The following is a 16,230-nucleotide window of genomic DNA, read 5'->3' as shown; positions in this document are numbered from 1 at the left end:
ATCATTTTCTTTTCTTTTTTCTATATTATTTTTCATATTCTATCCTTATATAATTATTTTTTTTATTATTAAAAATTATTTATTACAAATAGATAATAAATGTTATTTTGTATAAAAAAATTTTTTTTGCAAGATATTTAATCTTGTTAAAATAATTTTTTTATATAAAATATTTTTTTTAATATTGTTTTTTTTTATAAAAAAAGATATAATTTTATTTATTTAAATGATAAAATTTTTTTCATAATGGAAAAAAAAATTTTTTATTTTTAATAAGAAAGTATATTATAATTTTTTTATTAAAGAAAGAATCGATGCTGGTCTTGTTTTAAAAGGTTGGGAAGTAAAATCTTTAAGATCAAAAAAAGTAACTATTATAAATAGTTATATAACTATTATAAATAAAAAAATTTATGTATATAATCTAAATATAAGTCCATTAAAAACAGTATGTAATCATACTAAATTTAACTCTAAAAGAGTTAAACAACTGTTGTTAAAAAAAAAAGAAATAGAATTTTTAAAAAATTATATAAATAATAAAAGTTTTACAATTGTAGTAATTGGTTTATTTTGGAAAAAATCGTGGTGTAAAATAAATATTGCAGTTGTAAAAGGAAAAAAAAAATATGATAAGAGAAATATTTTAAAAAAAAAAATTTGGAATATTAAAAAAATACGTTTATTAAAAAAAAGTATTTAAATATGGGGCTGATTAGGATTTGACAGAATTATGAAACTTAAAGAGCATGTCAAGGTACGGTAGGCCTTGTAAAAAAACCGTGCAAAAGATAATTGCAGAAAATCAAAATTACGCTTTAGCAGCATAAACAACTGTATGAAGCTCTGTTTCTTATTATTTTCTCTTTAATAAAAAGTAAACAGTCATAAATAAAGGGATCATATATAATTTGTCTAAAATTATATAGTAGGATATTAAGACTAGATAATATAAAACTTTGTTTTATTAGTTTGTATTATTAAAATTTTAAAATAAAACTAAACATGTAGTGCTAAGAGTGTAATAATTTTGGACGGGGGTTCGAATCCCCCCAGCTCCAGTATTTTTTATTTTATTCTAGTATAAAATATTGTTGATATATTAAATAATAAATTTAGTTAAATTTTTTTTTCTGATACGAATCGATTTAGGTGTAACTTCTATTAATTCATCGGATTGAATAAAATCTATAGCTTCTTCTAAAGACATTTTTTTTATAGGGATTAATTTCATAGAACTATCATTTCCTGATGCCCTCATATTTGAGAGTTTTTTATTAATTAAACAATTTACAAGAAGATTATTTGATTTATTATGTATCCCTATAATTTGTCCTTTATAAATTTTATCTCCAGGATTGATTAATAATTTACCTCTTGATTGTAAATTATATAAAGAAAATGTAACAGCATAACCTTCTTTATTTGAAATCAAAACACCATTACTTCTTTTATGTACTAAATTATATTTATTTTTATCATAATGACTAAAAAAAGAGTTGATTATTCCATTACCAGATGTCATACTTATAAATTCGCTACGGAAACCAATCAAACTCTTACTTGAAATAATTGCTTCAATTTTAACTCTATTATTAGAATTATTTAGAATAATATTATTTATTACAGCTTTTTTTTTATTTAATAATTGAATTATATTACCTTTTTTATTTTGCATAAGATCTAAAATTAATATTTCAAATGGTTCTTTTTTTTCTCCATCAATAATTTTTGATATAATTTGTGGTTTTGATATTAATAATTCAAATCCTTCTTTTCTCATATTTTCTATAAGCATAGCAATATGTAATTCTCCTCTTCCAAAAACTGTAAAAATATTATTATTTTTAGTTTTTTTGATTCGTAAAGCTATATCATATAAACAAACTTTACTAATTTTATGAAATATTTTGTGAGCTGTTAAATATTTTCCTTCCATACCGGAAAATGGAGAATTATTAACTTGAAATAGCATACTAATTTTTGGTTCTTCTATTTTTAATTTTGGAAGAGATTTATAATTATTTATATCACAAATTGTATCAGAAATATTAATATCTTTAAATCCTATACCTGCAATACCAACAATATCACCAGCTTTAGCATTATTTATATAAAAAGGTTTCAATCCTATATTATATATTATATATAAAACTTTAATTTTTTTAATTTTATTATTTTTATCTATAAAAATTAATTTTTGATTTATGATAATTTTACCTCTTTTAATTAAACCAATACAAATATTACCGATATAATTGTTATATTCTATTTGAGATATTTGCATTTGAAATGGTTTATTAATATCACATTTAGGAGATGGAACATAATCAATAATAGTTTTATATATAATATCCATATTATTATACATCTTATTTATATTTTTACCTGACATTCCTTTAAGGGCGGATGTATATATTATAGGAAAATTAAGTTGATCATCAGAAGCATTTAAATCTATAAATAAATCAAATATTTTATTAATCACCCAATTAATTCTAATAAATTTTCTATCTACTTTATTTATTATTATAATAGGTTTAAATTTATATGAAAAAGCTTTTGATGTAACAAATTTTGTTTGTGGCATAGGTCCTTCAGTAGCATCTACTACTAGTAAAACAGAATCTACCATTGATAAAATACGTTCTACTTCTGCGCTAAAATCTGCGTGTCCAGGAGTATCAATAATATTAATTTTATAATTTTTCCAAAAAATAGATGTATTTTTTGAAAAAATAGTTATTCCTTTTTCTTTTTCTAATTCATTAGAATCCATTAATCTATTATGTTTATTTTGTAATAAATTTTTAACATTTTTAAAACTATCAGATTCTTGTAATAATTTATCTATTAATGTTGTTTTCCCATGATCTATATGAGCTACAATAGCTATATTACGTATTTTTTTCATAAAACCTTGATAAAATAATAGTATTTGAGGTTTAATAAAATTTTTTTTAAAAAAATTTTATTATTATTTTAAGTAATTTTAATTATATTTTTATTAAAATAATAATATAATATATTACTATAATATAGTGCGTATCAATATTTATCAAAATCATGTTTTAACACATTAAAATAAATACTAATTTTAAATTCTTATATAAAAATTAATTAACATTATTATTATTAATTAAAATTAATAATATTAACTATATTAGTTAATATTATTATTAATAGTGATTAATTTATTAAATTCATATAATTTAAACAAATATTTTAAACAATTTATTTTTGGTTTAATTTTAAAATTTAAATATTCTTGACTAAAACTAATGTTAGTTTTAATTTTTGTTAATTTATGATACAAAAACACTAATTTTTTATATTTTATTAATTTTTTTTTTATATTTTCCCCTCCTCGAAAATTAATATTATCAATATTTGTTATATTTTGATAAATACTTTTTAAATTTCCTAATTTATTAATTAATTTTTGACTGATTTTATTACCTATTCCTGGAATTCCAGGAATATTATCTATAGAATCCCCACTTAATGCTAATAAGTCACTAATAAATTTTGGGTGTACTCCATATTTACTATATATTTCTTTCGGTCCAGAAATAGAGTAATTAATTGGATTTACCATTTTAATATTTTTTGTAACTAATTGAGCTATATCTTTATCTATACTAAAAATAAAAATAAAATAACTCCTTTTTTCTGCATATTTTGATAAAGTTCCAATTATATCATCAGCTTCTATATTTTTTATAGCTATAACATTATATCCCATAGCCTTTATAATTTTATACAAAGGTTTTATTTGTATAACTAAATTATTAGGCATTTTTGTTCTAGTTAATTTATATTTACTAAAAATTTTTTTTCTAAAAGATTTTCCTTTAGTATCAAATATAATTAAAAAATAACTATTAATATTCATTTTTATAATTTTATTAAACATATTAATAAAACCATATATTGCACCGGTAGGATACCCTTTACTATTAGTTAAATTAGGTAAAGCATAATATGCACGGTACAAATAAAATGTTCCATCTATTAAAATTATTTTTTTTTTCATATATATTTACTATTAATACCAAATTAAATCTTTTTTAAAAAAATAAACTTATTTTTTTAAAAGTTTTAACACTATATCTATATAGTGTGAATAAAAATTATCTGCATAGATATCATATAATGATGATAAATTAATAACATACTTATTATTAATATAAATATCTGGAACTAAATTTATATCAAGTTTTTCAACTAAATCATATTCTTTTTCAAATAATGTTTTTGCTATATTACTATTCCATGCTGCATCAAATGCATTACCAGTTATACCTGTAACTTTTATAAAAAGTTTTTTTATAGATTGATAATCACGAATAGTTTCAGTTTTATGGATACCATTAAAAAGAGGACCCATAATTTTATTTTCTACATTTAACATTTTAGCAACTACCCATGTATAACCTAATAAAGTAGCAAAACCATCTTCTTGACCCATTTTACTATAATGAATCTTTATAATTTTAACATTTTTAGGAATTTTATTTAAAAAAATTTTTTTATTAATATTTTTATAAAATTCATAACAGTGAGGACATAAAAATGAAAAAAATTCAACTATAACTGGTTTATTACCAAATTCTTTTTGATATAATAACTGATTTTCTTTTGTTAGTTTTTCATAAAAAGGATCTCTTGGCGGATTTCTATATGCAAAACAATTATTAGATGTGACTATTAATAAAAATAGTATACTAAAAAACAATACGCATTTTTTTTTTATATTTATCATGATTTTATCACTCTTTATTAAAATATAAGATTAAACATTATCTAATATTTAATTTTCAGTTAAACTATTTTTTTAAAAATTTACTAATATGATATTAAAACTTTTAATATTTTATATTAAAAGTTTTAAGTTATATGCTAACATTTTTCAAAAAATTAATCAAATTATTTATGTCATTTGGTAAAATTGTTTCTAATGTTATTAATGTATTATAAAATGGATGGACAAATTTAATACATTTTGCATGTAAAGCTTGTCTTTTAATTATTTCATTAATTTTTATTTTATAAAATTTATGATAATTAATATTACTAGTATAGTTTCTATATATTTGATCACCAACAATACTATGTTTAATATAAGATAGATGAACTCTAATTTGATGAGTTCTACCTGTTTTTAATTTAATTTTTAAATGAGTATAATTTTTAAAAATATTTTTTATAAAAATTTTTGTTATTGCTGTTTTACCTAACGGATGTACATGCATACAAATATTATTTTTTTTATATATACGTTTTATTGGATAATCTATAACATTATTATGTTTAATAATTCCATTTACAATAGCTTCATAGTTTCTAACTATATTATGTTTTTTTAATTCTTGTCTTAAAAAAAAATAAGAATAAATATTTTTTGCTATAATCATTAATCCAGTAGTATTTTTGTCTAATCTATGTATAATACCTGCTCTAGGTATATCTCTTGAATATGGATAATGATATAATATTGAATTAAAAATAGTACTATTTATATTTTTATTATTAGGATGTACAACAATATTAGATTTTTTATTAATAACTAAAATATATTGATCTTCATAAATTATATTTAGTGGTATATTTTGTGCTTTCCATATTATTTTTTTATTTAAAATAAGAGTATTAATTTGAATTATATCTCCTAAAAAAATTTTTTTTTAGGTATATTTATAATTTTATAATTAATTTGTACTTTGTTACAAAGTATAAGTTTTTTTATTTGCATTCTAGAAAATTTTAATACTTTTTCTTTAAGAAAAACATCTAATCTTTTTTTATTATGTAATAAACAAACTTTAAAAGTTAAATTAATATTTTCCATTTTATTTAAAATTTTAAAATTATAGATTATATTTAATATATTATATTATATATAAATTTAGAAAAATGAAAAATTATATAAATAAAAAAATATTTTCGATCAGTATATTAATGATAATATTAGTAATTACAATTAATTGTAAATATTATACATATGAACAAAATTATTCTGATATTCCTTTAAAATGTGAATATCTAAATGCTATAAAATTTTTTTCTGAAAAAAAATATAATCAAGCTTTATTAAAATTTAATAATTTATATATTAATTATCCACATAATATATATACTGAAAAAATTTTAGTTTTTTTAATTTATTTAAATTATTTAGAACATAATTTTTTAATTGTTTTAGAATTAATAGATGAATTTATAAAATTATATGATCATTCTGCATTTATGAGTTATATTTTTTATATTAAAATAATAACAGAAATATCTTTAGATACTAATAATTTAGTACAAAATCTATTTAAAATTAACCGAAATGATTGTAATCCATTTTATACTCAATTAGCTATTAATGATACAAAAATATTTTTTAAAAAATATCCAAATAGTATTTATATTCATCTTTTAAAAAAGAAATTAGTTTATATGATGAAACGTGTTAAAAATTTTGATTTAAATATTATTAAATTTCTTTATCGAAAAAAAAAATATATATCAACAATTAATAGATGTTTAATTTTTTTAAAAAATAATCCAGATAATAATTTTGATACTGATTTAATCAAAAAAATTTTAAATAATTCTTTGAATAAATTAAAAATTAATAATTTTTAATTTTGTAATTAAAAACTTAATATTTTTTTAATATTAAGTTTTTAATTTTTAATTATCATTTATAACTATAATTTTTTATTATTTATTTAATTTTTTATATTTTTTATTAAAAAATCTTGTATTTTTTTAAAAATATTTTCTATTTTATTTATTTTATAATTTTCAATTAAAAAAAATAAATTTTTTATACAATTAAAATATTTTTCGATATTTTTTTTATTTTCTTTATTTTTAAAAATAAGATCAATATATAATTTTATGTCGTAAGTAGAAAAATTTTTTAAAATAAATAAATTTAGATCATATATAGGTTTTGATAAAATAAATATTTCATTTAATAAAATTTTATTTTTAGATACTAAAGTAGTATATGTTAATACAAAAAAATACTTTAATGATTCTATAAAAAATATATATTGATCATGTTTCCCAATATTAATATCATATATATTTATTCCCCAAATTTTTATTTGTTTTAAAAACCAAAAATAAAGTTTTTTATTATGTCCATGACAATACATAATAGATTCTTTTAAAAATAATTTTTTTTCTATATTAAATAATGGATATAGGCCTAAAACAGGACCTTTATAGATTTTAAGTATCATTTTAAATGATAATTGTTTTAAAGGAGATAAATCAACTAAAATACAATTTTTAGGTAAAATTAATAATTTTTTTACAATTTTTTTTAAAAAAGATATAGATACATTAATAATAATCATACCTATATTTTTAAATATAAAATCTATATTTTTTATATCTAAATTTTTTTCTTCTATATAATTAATATTATATCCTGTTAATATTAACATTTTTTTAAAAAAAAGACCCATTTTATTATTACTAATAATAAGTATTTTAGAAAAATTAGGTTTTAAATTTTTAAATATTTTATTTTTTTCATAAAAATATGATTCATTAATTATACGATATAATATATTTTCGATAAAATTAGGAGATATTCCTTTTTGTTCTGCTTCTTGTCTTCTTAATTTAATTATATTTTTTTCTCTTTCTAGAGAATAAATAGGTAATCCATTTTTGTATTTTATTAATCCAATTTGTTTTACTAAATTTAATCTTTTTTTTAAAAGATTTAATAATTGTTGATCTAGAATATCAATTTGATCACGTAATAAATTTATTTTATTTAACATATTATTTTAAATTTATAATTAATAAATATTTTGTTGAAAAAAACGTGTTTTAATTATTGGATCCAATTCATTATTTATTTTTAATAAAAATTTTTCTGTAGATTTAAAATCTAAACATCCATCTGTAATTGACACTCCATATTTTAATATTTTATTATTTTTAATATCTAAAATTTGATTTCCTTCATTAATATAACTTTCTATCATTATTCCTATAATCGAAATGTTTCCTTCTTTAATTTGAGAAATTATTGATTTAATAACTAAAATTTGTTTTTTATAATCTTTATTAGAATTTCCATGATTACAATCTATCATTATTTTAGATTTTAATCCGAGATTTAATAAATTTTTTTCACATTTAATTATATCATGTTTATAATAATTAGGTTTTTGACCTCCTCTTAAAATAATATGACAATTTTTATTTCCTGTAGTATTTATTACACATAATTTTCCATTTTGATTTAAACCAATAAAATGATGTTTTGCAGCTGATGCTTGAATAGCATTAATAGCTACATTAATATCACCATTTGTATTATTTTTAAATCCTACAGGAATTTTGATGAAAGAAGCTATTTCTCTATGAATTTGTGATTCTACTGTACGTGCTCCAATAGCCACCCAACTTAATAAATCATCTATATAATGAAATGTATTAGGATCTAAAATTTCAGTTGCTAATAATATATTTTTTTCAGCTAGTCTAATTAATAATTTACGTGCTAGGTATAATCCTTTGTTTATATTAAAAGTTTGATTCATATATGGATCATTAATTAATCCCTTCCATCCTAAAATTGTTCTAGGTTTTTCAAAATATACTCTCATAATAATATATATGTTTTTTTTTAATTTTAATGATAAATTTTTTAATAAATTCCCATATTTTATAGTTTCTTCAAAATTATGTATAGAACATGGTCCACAAATGATTAAAATTTTAGAATCTTTACCATTAATAATATTTGATATAATTTTACGTGATATTAATATGTTATTTTTAATATTTTGAGATATTGGTAACTTGTTTTTTAATTCTTTTGGAGTCATTAAATTATTTTTATTATCAAAATAATTTTTTTGCATAATAAAATATCCATATAAAAAATTTTATTGCATAAAAATAACATATTTATTCTATAAAATTCAATAAAATTTATATTTAATTTTTAAAGAATAAATTAAAAATAAGAATAATTTTTTTATAATTAAAATATTATAAATATTCTTTATAATTAAAATATTTTATATAAATTTTTTTTTAGGAAATATTAAATGAACAAATTATTAAAAAAAAATATAATAGAATCTATACAATTAGATCAATTTGCAGAAAATGCATACTTAAATTATTCTATTTATGTAATATCTGATAGAGCATTACCACATATTGGAGATGGATTAAAACCAGTTCAAAGAAGAATTATATATGCTATGTCTGAATTAGGATTAAGATCTTCTTCTAAATATAAAAAATCAGCTAGAACTGTTGGTGATGTAATAGGTAAATACCATCCTCATGGAGATATAGCATGTTATGAGGCAATGGTTTTAATGGCACAAAATTTTTCTTATAGATATCCATTAATAGAAGGTCAAGGAAATTGGGGAGCTCAAGATGATCCAAAATCATTTGCAGCTATGAGATATACAGAATCTCGTTTGTCTAAATATTCTGATATATTATTAAATGAAATAGAAAAAGGTACTGTTGATTTTGTACCTAATTTTGATGGTACATTACTAGAACCTAAAATATTACCTGCATGTTTACCTAATATTATTCTAAATGGATCAACTGGAATAGCAGTAGGTATGTCAACTGATATACCCCCTCATAATATTAAGGAAATATCTAATGCAATAATTAAAATTATTGATAATCCTAAAATTTCATTAAATGAACTTTTAAATACGATACAAGGTCCAGACTTCCCAACAGGAAGTGAAATTATAACATCTAAAGATGAAATATATAAAATATATGAAAAAGGAAAAGGTTCAATTAAATTAAGAGCAATATGGGAAATTAAAAATAATTCAATAATTATTACATCATTACCTTATCAAATTTCAGGAATACGAATTATTGAACAAATTACTACACAAATGAGAAATAAAAAATTACCTATGATCGAAGATATTAGAGATGAATCTGATTATGAAAATCCTACACGAATAGTAATTATTATACGTAATAATTTTAATTATTTAAAAATTGAACAAATTATGTTACATTTGTTTTTTACTACTGATTTAGAAAAAAGTTATCGTATTAATTTAAATATGATTGGATTAAATAATAAGCCAGCTGTAAAAAGTTTAATAGAAATATTATCAGAATGGATTTTGTTTCGGAAAATCATAGTAAAAAAACGTTTACATTTTTATTTAGAAAAAATAATCCAAAAATTACATCTTATAGAAGGATTATTGATCGTATATTCTAATTTAGAAAAATTTATTAAAATTATTCGTTTAAATTTAGATCCTAAACCTATTTTTAAAAAAAAATTTAATTTAACTAATTTACAAATAGAAACATTACTTAATTTTAAATTACGTTCTATTTCATTTATAGAAGAAAAAAATTTAATAAATAAAAAAAAAAAATTAGAAATAGAATATAAAAATATTATACAAATATTATCTTCAGATAAAAAAATTAATATTTTATTAAAAAAAGAAATAATATTATTATCTAATAATTATAATGATAATCGTCGTTCAATTTTAAAAAAAAGAAAAGAAGCAAAATTATTAAATGAATCAGAATTAATTTTAAGCGAACCTATTACAATTATCTTATCTAAAATGGGATGGATCAGATGTGCAAAAGGACATACTATAGATCCCTTAAATCTTAATTATAAATCTGGAGATTCATTTTTACTTTCTGTAAAAGGAAAAAAAAACCAAACTATAGTAATTTTAGATTCTACTGGACGTTCTTATAGTATTGATACGATTTCATTACCTGCAGCAAGAAGTCAAGGAGAACCTTTAAATGCTAAATTAAATATTTCTAAAGGATCTATAATTAAAAGTTTATTAATGGAATCTAATAATAGAAAAATTATTTTATCTTCTAGTTCTGGTTATGGATTTATATGTAAATTTCATGATTTAATTGCATGTAATAGAAATGGAAAATTATCTATTATTTTATCTAAAAATGCAGAAATATTATCACCTTTAGTTATTAAAAATAAAAATACTAAAATTTTAACTATATCTCTATTAAATAGATTTTTATTATTTTCCATAAATGAAATTCCTAAATTATCAAAAGGAAAAGGAAGTAGATTAATTTTTATTGATAGTAAAGAATTTATTCAAAATAAAGATAAATTAAAATGGATATTTTGTATTAATAAAAATTCTACAATTTATATAAAAACTAATAAAGAACAGTTTATATTAAATTATGAAGAAATAAAAAAATTTTATTCCTTAAAAGGTAAAAAAGGTTTTTTTTATAAGAATTTAAAAAATATTGAAGATATCTTTATTAAAGATAATAATTAAAAGTATTTTATTATTATTTTAATTTATATAAAATAAATAAATTAAATATTTTAGTTTTAATAAAAACTATATTAATATATATTTATTTTATAAAAATTATAAATATCTAACTATTTATATTTTTATATTTTAAAAATAAATATAGGTTTAATAATATGAAAGTATTAAAATTTGGTGGAACTTCATTAAAAAATGCAGAAAAATTTTTATTAGTAACAAATATAATTAATAATTATTTAAAAAAAGAAAAAATAGCTGTTGTCTTGTCTGCTCCTGCAACTATTACTAATAGTTTGGAATTAATAATAAAAAAAAAATTAGAAAAAAAAAATGCTAAAAAAGACTTTATATACATAAAAAATTTTTTTATTAATTTAATTAATAATTTAAAAGAAAGAGTTAATGATATAGATATTATTTTTTTACATGATAAAATAAAGAAAATTTTATCTCAAATAAAAGAATTATTACATGGTATTAAATTAATAAACTATTGTCCAGATATAATTAAAGCAAAAATTTTATCACAAGGTGAAAAATTTTCTATACTTTTATTAGAATCTTTATTAAAGATCAAAAAACATAAAATATATATTATTTCTCCTAAAAAATATTTATTAGCTTATGGTAATAATTTAGAATCAACAGTAGATATTTCTATAACTTCTAAAAATATTCAAAAAATTAATTTATCTAATATTGATCTAATATTAATGCCTGGTTTTTTTGCTGTGAATAAAAATAATAATACTGTTTTATTGGGTAGAAATGGTTCAGATTATTCTGCTGCAGTATTAGCAGTTTGTTTAAAAGCTAGTTGTTGTGAAATTTGGACTGATGTTAATGGTATTTATACTGCAGATCCTAATATTATACCTGATACACAATTATTAAAATTTATTAATTATCAAGAAGCAATAAATTTATCATATTTTGGCGCTAAGGTCATTCATTATAAAACATTACTACCTATGTTAAAAAATAATATACCTTGTGTTATAAAAAATATTATGAATCCACAATTTAATGGAACTTTAATTAAAAATTTTGATATAACTAAATATTTATCACCAAAAATAAAAGGTATTGTTGAATTAAAAAATATATCAATGCTAAATATTTTTGGTAATAAAAATAAATATACAAATAATATCATATCAAAAATATTATTTTTTATATTTCAATCCAAAATATCTATTTATTTTATAACTCAGTCTTCTGAAGACTGTAATATTAATATATTTTTATTAAATAAAGATTTAGATAATTTAAAAAGTTTATTAGAAGAAGAATTATATTTAGAATTTAAATATAATTTAATAAAATCTATACAAATAATTAGAAATTTATCATTAATTACTTTAGTTATTAATAAAGTTAATTATTCTAAAAATATAATTTCTAATTTTTTAAAAATATTTAAAATAACAAAAACAAGTATTTTTGGTATATCACAAAATATTTCCCAAAATTATATTACTGTGGCCATAAAAAAATATTATGCACAAAATATTATAAAAATAATACATGAAATTTTATTTCATAAAAAAAAAATATTAGAAATTTTTATTATAGGTACTGGAGGTATTGGAAGTACTTTATTACAACAAATTCATCAAAACATAGATTTTTTTAAAAAAAAAAATATTATTTTAAAAATTTGTAGTATTTTAAATACAAAATATTTATTAATAGATTTTAATGGAATTAATATTAAAAATTGGCAAGAACAAATAAAACATAATTATTCTTCTAATAATAAAATACAATATTTATTACACAATATTAAAAAATATAAATTAATTAATCCAGTTATTATTGATTGTACTTCTTCACAAGAAATTGCTGATCAATACATTAATTTTTTTAATTATGGTTTTAATATAATAGCTGTTAATAAAAAAGCAAATTCTTCCAGTATAAAATACTATAATCAAATACGTTTAACAGCAAGTAAATTAAATTTAAAATTTTATTATGAAACAAACGTTGGTGCTGGTTTACCAATTATTAATACTTTAAAAAATTTATTACAAACAGGTAATAAACTTAATAAATTTATTGGAATTTTATCCGGTTCATTATCATTTATTTTTGGTAAATTAGAAGAAGGAATAACTTTATCTAAATCCATAATAATGGCTCAAAAAATGGGTTTTACGGAACCAGATCCTCGTATAGATCTTACAGGTATAGATGTAGCTAGAAAATTACTTATATTAGCTAGAGAAATTGGTTTTAACATAGAATTAAAAGATATAATTATTGAATCTATTATACCTAATAAATTTAAATTAAATCAAGATTCTTCTATTAAAGAATTTTTAAATTCTTTATCAAAAATAGATGAAATTTATATAAAAAAAGTTCAATATGCAAAACAAAACAACAAAGTTTTACGTTATGTAGGAAGTATAGATAAAAAAGGTATATGTAAAGTAGAAATTATTCAAATTGATAATAATCATCCATTTTTTAATATAAAAAATGGAGAAAATTCTTTTGCTTTTTATACTAATTATTATCAACCTTATCCATTAGTATTAAGAGGATACGGTGCTGGTAATAATGTTACTGCAGCAGGGGTATTAACTGATTTATTACATATTATCTAGTAAAATAAATAAGGAATTATTATTTATGATAAAAATTTATTCTCCTGCTTCTATTGGTAATATTAATGTAGGTTTTGATACATTAGGAATAGCACTATCTAGAATAGATGGAGGAATTTTAGGAGATTTTATAACAGTTTCTACTTCTAAAAAATTTAAATTAATAAATAAAGGTTTATTTTTAAATGATTTACCAAAAAATGATTATGAAAATATTATTTTTAATTGTTGGATAAAATTCTGTGATAAAGTTGGAAAACAAATTCCTTTAAAAATAATTTTAGAAAAAAATATTCCTGTAGCATCAGGATTAGGTTCAAGTGCATGTTCCATAGTTTCTTGTTTAAAAGCAATAAATTTATTTTTTAATAATCCATTAAATAATTTAACTTTATTAAAATTAATGGGAGAATTAGAAGGATCTTTATCAGGTAAAATACATTATGACAATATTGTACCTTGTTTATTAGGAGGTATGAAATTAATACTTATAAATAAAAATGATTTAATTATTCAAAATATACCAATTTTTCAAAATTGGTTTTGGGTAATTGCATATCCTGGAATAAAATTATCTACATTACATTCTAGAAAAATTTTACCAAAATTATATAAAAGAGAAACTTTTATTAAACAAAATCAATATTTAGCTTCATTTATTAATGCTATATATACAAAACATGAATTATTAGCTGCAAAATTAATGAAAGATTTTATAGCTGAACCATATCGAAAATTATTTATACCTAATTTTGATAAAATTTCTCACAAAGCAAAAAAATTAGGAGCTTTAAGTTATGGAATTTCAGGATCAGGACCTACTATGTTTAGTATTTTTAATGATTTAAATATTGCATATAATATGGTTAATTGGTTACAAAAAAATTATTTAGAAAATAAAACAGGTTTTGTTCATATATGTAAAATAAATAATATAGGCACTAAAATTATGGAGAACAAATGAAATTCTATAATCTTAACGAGCATAAAGAAAAAAAAAATTTTAGTCAAGTTTTACAACAAGGATTAGGTACAAATCAAGGTTTATTTTTTCCTGAATATTTGCCTAAATTAAATAACAAAACTATTGAGAATATACTAAATCTTAATTTTATAGATAAGAGTAGTTATATACTTTCACTTTTTTTAAAAAAAGAAATAAAATTAAAAATTTTGAAAAAAAAAATAAAAAAAGCATTTAATTTCCCTTTAATATTAAATTTTTTTAATACAAATCTTGCTTGTTTAGAATTATTTCACGGGCCTACTTTAGCTTTTAAAGATTTTGGTGTTCGTTTTATGGCACAAATGATAGAATTTTTTAATAAAAAAAAACAAAATAAAATTATTATTTTAACTGCTACTTCTGGAGATACAGGAGCTGCTGTTGCCCATGCATTTTATAATATTAAAAATATTGAAATAGTAATATTATATCCCTATAAAAAAATTTCTATTTTACAAGAAAAATTGTTTTGTACATTAGGAAATAATATAAAAACTATTGCTATTGAAGGAAATTTTGATGATTGTCAAAATTTAATTAAACAATCTTTTAATGATCAAGAATTAAAACAAAATTTAAATTTAAATTCTGCTAATTCAATTAATATTAGTAGATTAATTGCACAAATATGTTATTATTTTGAAGCATTTAGTCAAATACCTTTAGATCAGAGGGGAAAAAAAATAATTATATCAGTTCCAAGTGGAAATTTTGGAAATTTAACTGCTGGTTTAATGGCTAAAGTTATTGGATTACCTATAAATAAATTTATAGCTGCAACTAATATTAATGATACAATACCTAGATATTTACATACAGGATGTTGGAAACCAAAAAAAACCATATCTACATTATCTAATGCTATGGATGTAAGTATTCCCAATAATTGGCCTAGAATTAAAGAAATTTTTAAAATTAATAATTGGGATTTAAATTTATTAGAATCTAAATCTATAACAGATTTAGAAACAAAAAAAACAATAATAAATGTATTTAATAAATACAAATCTATTTTAGAACCACATACTGCTGTCAGTTTTTGTGCATTAAAAAAATATATTCTAGAAAAAGATACTTTTAATATATTTCTTGGGACTGCACATCCAGCAAAATTTAAAGATTATATTTATGATATTTTACATAAAAAAATAATATTACCTAAAATTTTAGTTAATTGCATAAAAAAAGAAAATTTATCTTATAAATTACCTAATAATTTTTTAGTTTTAAAGAATTTTTTAATAAAAAATTATATTATTTAAATTATATACTTTTTTAT

At 18.5% G+C, this 16,230-nt stretch carries 13 protein-coding genes and 1 other RNA gene; 7 read left to right on the top strand and 7 right to left on the bottom strand.

The window, feature by feature from the left end; translation table 11 throughout:
* Nucleotides 1-265 precede the first annotated feature (265 nt).
* Nucleotides 266-703 (top strand): SsrA-binding protein SmpB, encoded by a 438-nt coding sequence (smpB, locus tag GJT99_RS01950; protein WP_281352072.1) that lies wholly within the window; start codon nt 266-268, stop codon nt 701-703.
* A gap of 4 nt (nt 704-707) precedes the next feature.
* Nucleotides 708-1,064, top strand: a transfer-messenger RNA (tmRNA) gene (gene ssrA, locus GJT99_RS01945).
* Between the two features lie 38 nt (nt 1,065-1,102).
* On the opposite strand, the gene typA is transcribed toward ssrA, so the two are convergent.
* The 5 genes from typA to GJT99_RS01920 all read right to left on the bottom strand — a co-directional run bounded on the left by typA (nt 1,103) and on the right by GJT99_RS01920 (nt 5,851).
* The gene (gene typA / locus GJT99_RS01940) at nt 1,103-2,914 is read right to left on the bottom strand and encodes a translational GTPase TypA (RefSeq protein ID WP_168894028.1); all 1,812 of its coding nucleotides are present in this window, start codon (nt 2,912-2,914) and stop codon (nt 1,103-1,105) included.
* A gap of 249 nt (nt 2,915-3,163) precedes the next feature.
* Nucleotides 3,164-4,036, bottom strand: a complete 873-nt coding sequence (locus GJT99_RS01935; protein WP_168894027.1) for a 5'-3' exonuclease — start codon at nt 4,034-4,036, stop codon at nt 3,164-3,166.
* A gap of 48 nt (nt 4,037-4,084) precedes the next feature.
* Nucleotides 4,085-4,765, bottom strand: coding sequence for a DsbA family protein (locus GJT99_RS01930; RefSeq protein WP_168894026.1), 681 nt, complete (start codon nt 4,763-4,765; stop codon nt 4,085-4,087).
* A gap of 130 nt (nt 4,766-4,895) precedes the next feature.
* Nucleotides 4,896-5,663, bottom strand: a complete 768-nt coding sequence (locus GJT99_RS01925) for an RluA family pseudouridine synthase (protein ID WP_281352071.1) — start codon at nt 5,661-5,663, stop codon at nt 4,896-4,898.
* Between the two features lie 8 nt (nt 5,664-5,671).
* Nucleotides 5,672-5,851, bottom strand: coding sequence for a S4 domain-containing protein (locus GJT99_RS01920; protein WP_168894025.1), 180 nt, complete (start codon nt 5,849-5,851; stop codon nt 5,672-5,674).
* Nucleotides 5,852-5,916: 65 nt separating this feature from the next.
* Between GJT99_RS01920 and bamD the strand changes: the two genes are divergently transcribed.
* Complete coding sequence (gene bamD / locus GJT99_RS01915) at nt 5,917-6,636, top strand: outer membrane protein assembly factor BamD (protein WP_168894024.1); 720 nt, start codon at nt 5,917-5,919, stop codon at nt 6,634-6,636.
* A gap of 86 nt (nt 6,637-6,722) precedes the next feature.
* Here the strand turns inward: bamD and tyrA are convergent, their stop codons facing one another.
* Both tyrA and GJT99_RS01905 read right to left on the bottom strand, forming a co-directional pair.
* Complete coding sequence (gene tyrA, locus GJT99_RS01910; RefSeq protein ID WP_168894023.1) at nt 6,723-7,796, bottom strand: bifunctional chorismate mutase/prephenate dehydrogenase; 1,074 nt, start codon at nt 7,794-7,796, stop codon at nt 6,723-6,725.
* 18 nt (nt 7,797-7,814) lie between these two features.
* A complete protein-coding gene (locus GJT99_RS01905) occupies nt 7,815-8,888 on the bottom strand; it encodes a 3-deoxy-7-phosphoheptulonate synthase (protein WP_168894022.1) in 1,074 nt (357 codons plus the stop codon).
* Nucleotides 8,889-9,077: 189 nt separating this feature from the next.
* Between GJT99_RS01905 and parC the strand changes: the two genes are divergently transcribed.
* The 4 genes from parC (at nt 9,078) to thrC (ending at nt 16,213) form a co-directional block, all read left to right on the top strand.
* Nucleotides 9,078-11,330, top strand: coding sequence for a DNA topoisomerase IV subunit A (parC, locus tag GJT99_RS01900; protein WP_168894021.1), 2,253 nt, complete (start codon nt 9,078-9,080; stop codon nt 11,328-11,330).
* A 155-nt stretch (nt 11,331-11,485) separates the two neighbouring features.
* The gene (gene thrA, locus GJT99_RS01895; RefSeq protein WP_168894020.1) at nt 11,486-13,945 is read left to right on the top strand and encodes a bifunctional aspartate kinase/homoserine dehydrogenase I; all 2,460 of its coding nucleotides are present in this window, start codon (nt 11,486-11,488) and stop codon (nt 13,943-13,945) included.
* A gap of 25 nt (nt 13,946-13,970) precedes the next feature.
* Nucleotides 13,971-14,909 carry a homoserine kinase gene (gene thrB, locus GJT99_RS01890; protein WP_168894019.1) on the top strand — a complete coding sequence of 313 codons (939 nt, stop codon included), beginning with the start codon at nt 13,971-13,973 and terminating at the stop codon, nt 14,907-14,909.
* On the top strand, nt 14,906-16,213 hold the full coding sequence (gene thrC, locus GJT99_RS01885; RefSeq protein ID WP_168894018.1) for a threonine synthase: 1,308 nt from the start codon (nt 14,906-14,908) through the stop codon (nt 16,211-16,213). Before thrB ends, thrC begins: the two co-directional genes overlap by 4 nt.
* Nucleotides 16,214-16,230 lie beyond the last annotated feature (17 nt).

Source organism: Enterobacteriaceae endosymbiont of Donacia cincticornis (genome assembly GCF_012568845.1).
GTDB lineage: Bacteria > Pseudomonadota > Gammaproteobacteria > Enterobacterales > Enterobacteriaceae.
Note: the sequence above shows the minus strand (reverse complement) of the source record. Positions and strands in the feature narration are given on the sequence as shown.

Coding starts and splice junctions, on each gene's coding strand:
- GJT99_RS01920 (WP_168894025.1), bottom strand. CDS start 5,851: ATGGAAAATATTAATTTAACTTTTAAAGTTTGTTTATTACATAATAAA.
- bamD (WP_168894024.1), top strand. CDS start 5,917: ATGAAAAATTATATAAATAAAAAAATATTTTCGATCAGTATATTAATG.
- thrA (WP_168894020.1), top strand. CDS start 11,486: ATGAAAGTATTAAAATTTGGTGGAACTTCATTAAAAAATGCAGAAAAA.
- GJT99_RS01930 (WP_168894026.1), bottom strand. CDS start 4,765: ATGATAAATATAAAAAAAAAATGCGTATTGTTTTTTAGTATACTATTT.
- thrC (WP_168894018.1), top strand. CDS start 14,906: ATGAAATTCTATAATCTTAACGAGCATAAAGAAAAAAAAAATTTTAGT.
- tyrA (WP_168894023.1), bottom strand. CDS start 7,796: ATGTTAAATAAAATAAATTTATTACGTGATCAAATTGATATTCTAGAT.
- thrB (WP_168894019.1), top strand. CDS start 13,971: ATGATAAAAATTTATTCTCCTGCTTCTATTGGTAATATTAATGTAGGT.
- GJT99_RS01935 (WP_168894027.1), bottom strand. CDS start 4,036: ATGAAAAAAAAAATAATTTTAATAGATGGAACATTTTATTTGTACCGT.
- typA (WP_168894028.1), bottom strand. CDS start 2,914: ATGAAAAAAATACGTAATATAGCTATTGTAGCTCATATAGATCATGGG.
- GJT99_RS01905 (WP_168894022.1), bottom strand. CDS start 8,888: ATGCAAAAAAATTATTTTGATAATAAAAATAATTTAATGACTCCAAAA.
- parC (WP_168894021.1), top strand. CDS start 9,078: ATGAACAAATTATTAAAAAAAAATATAATAGAATCTATACAATTAGAT.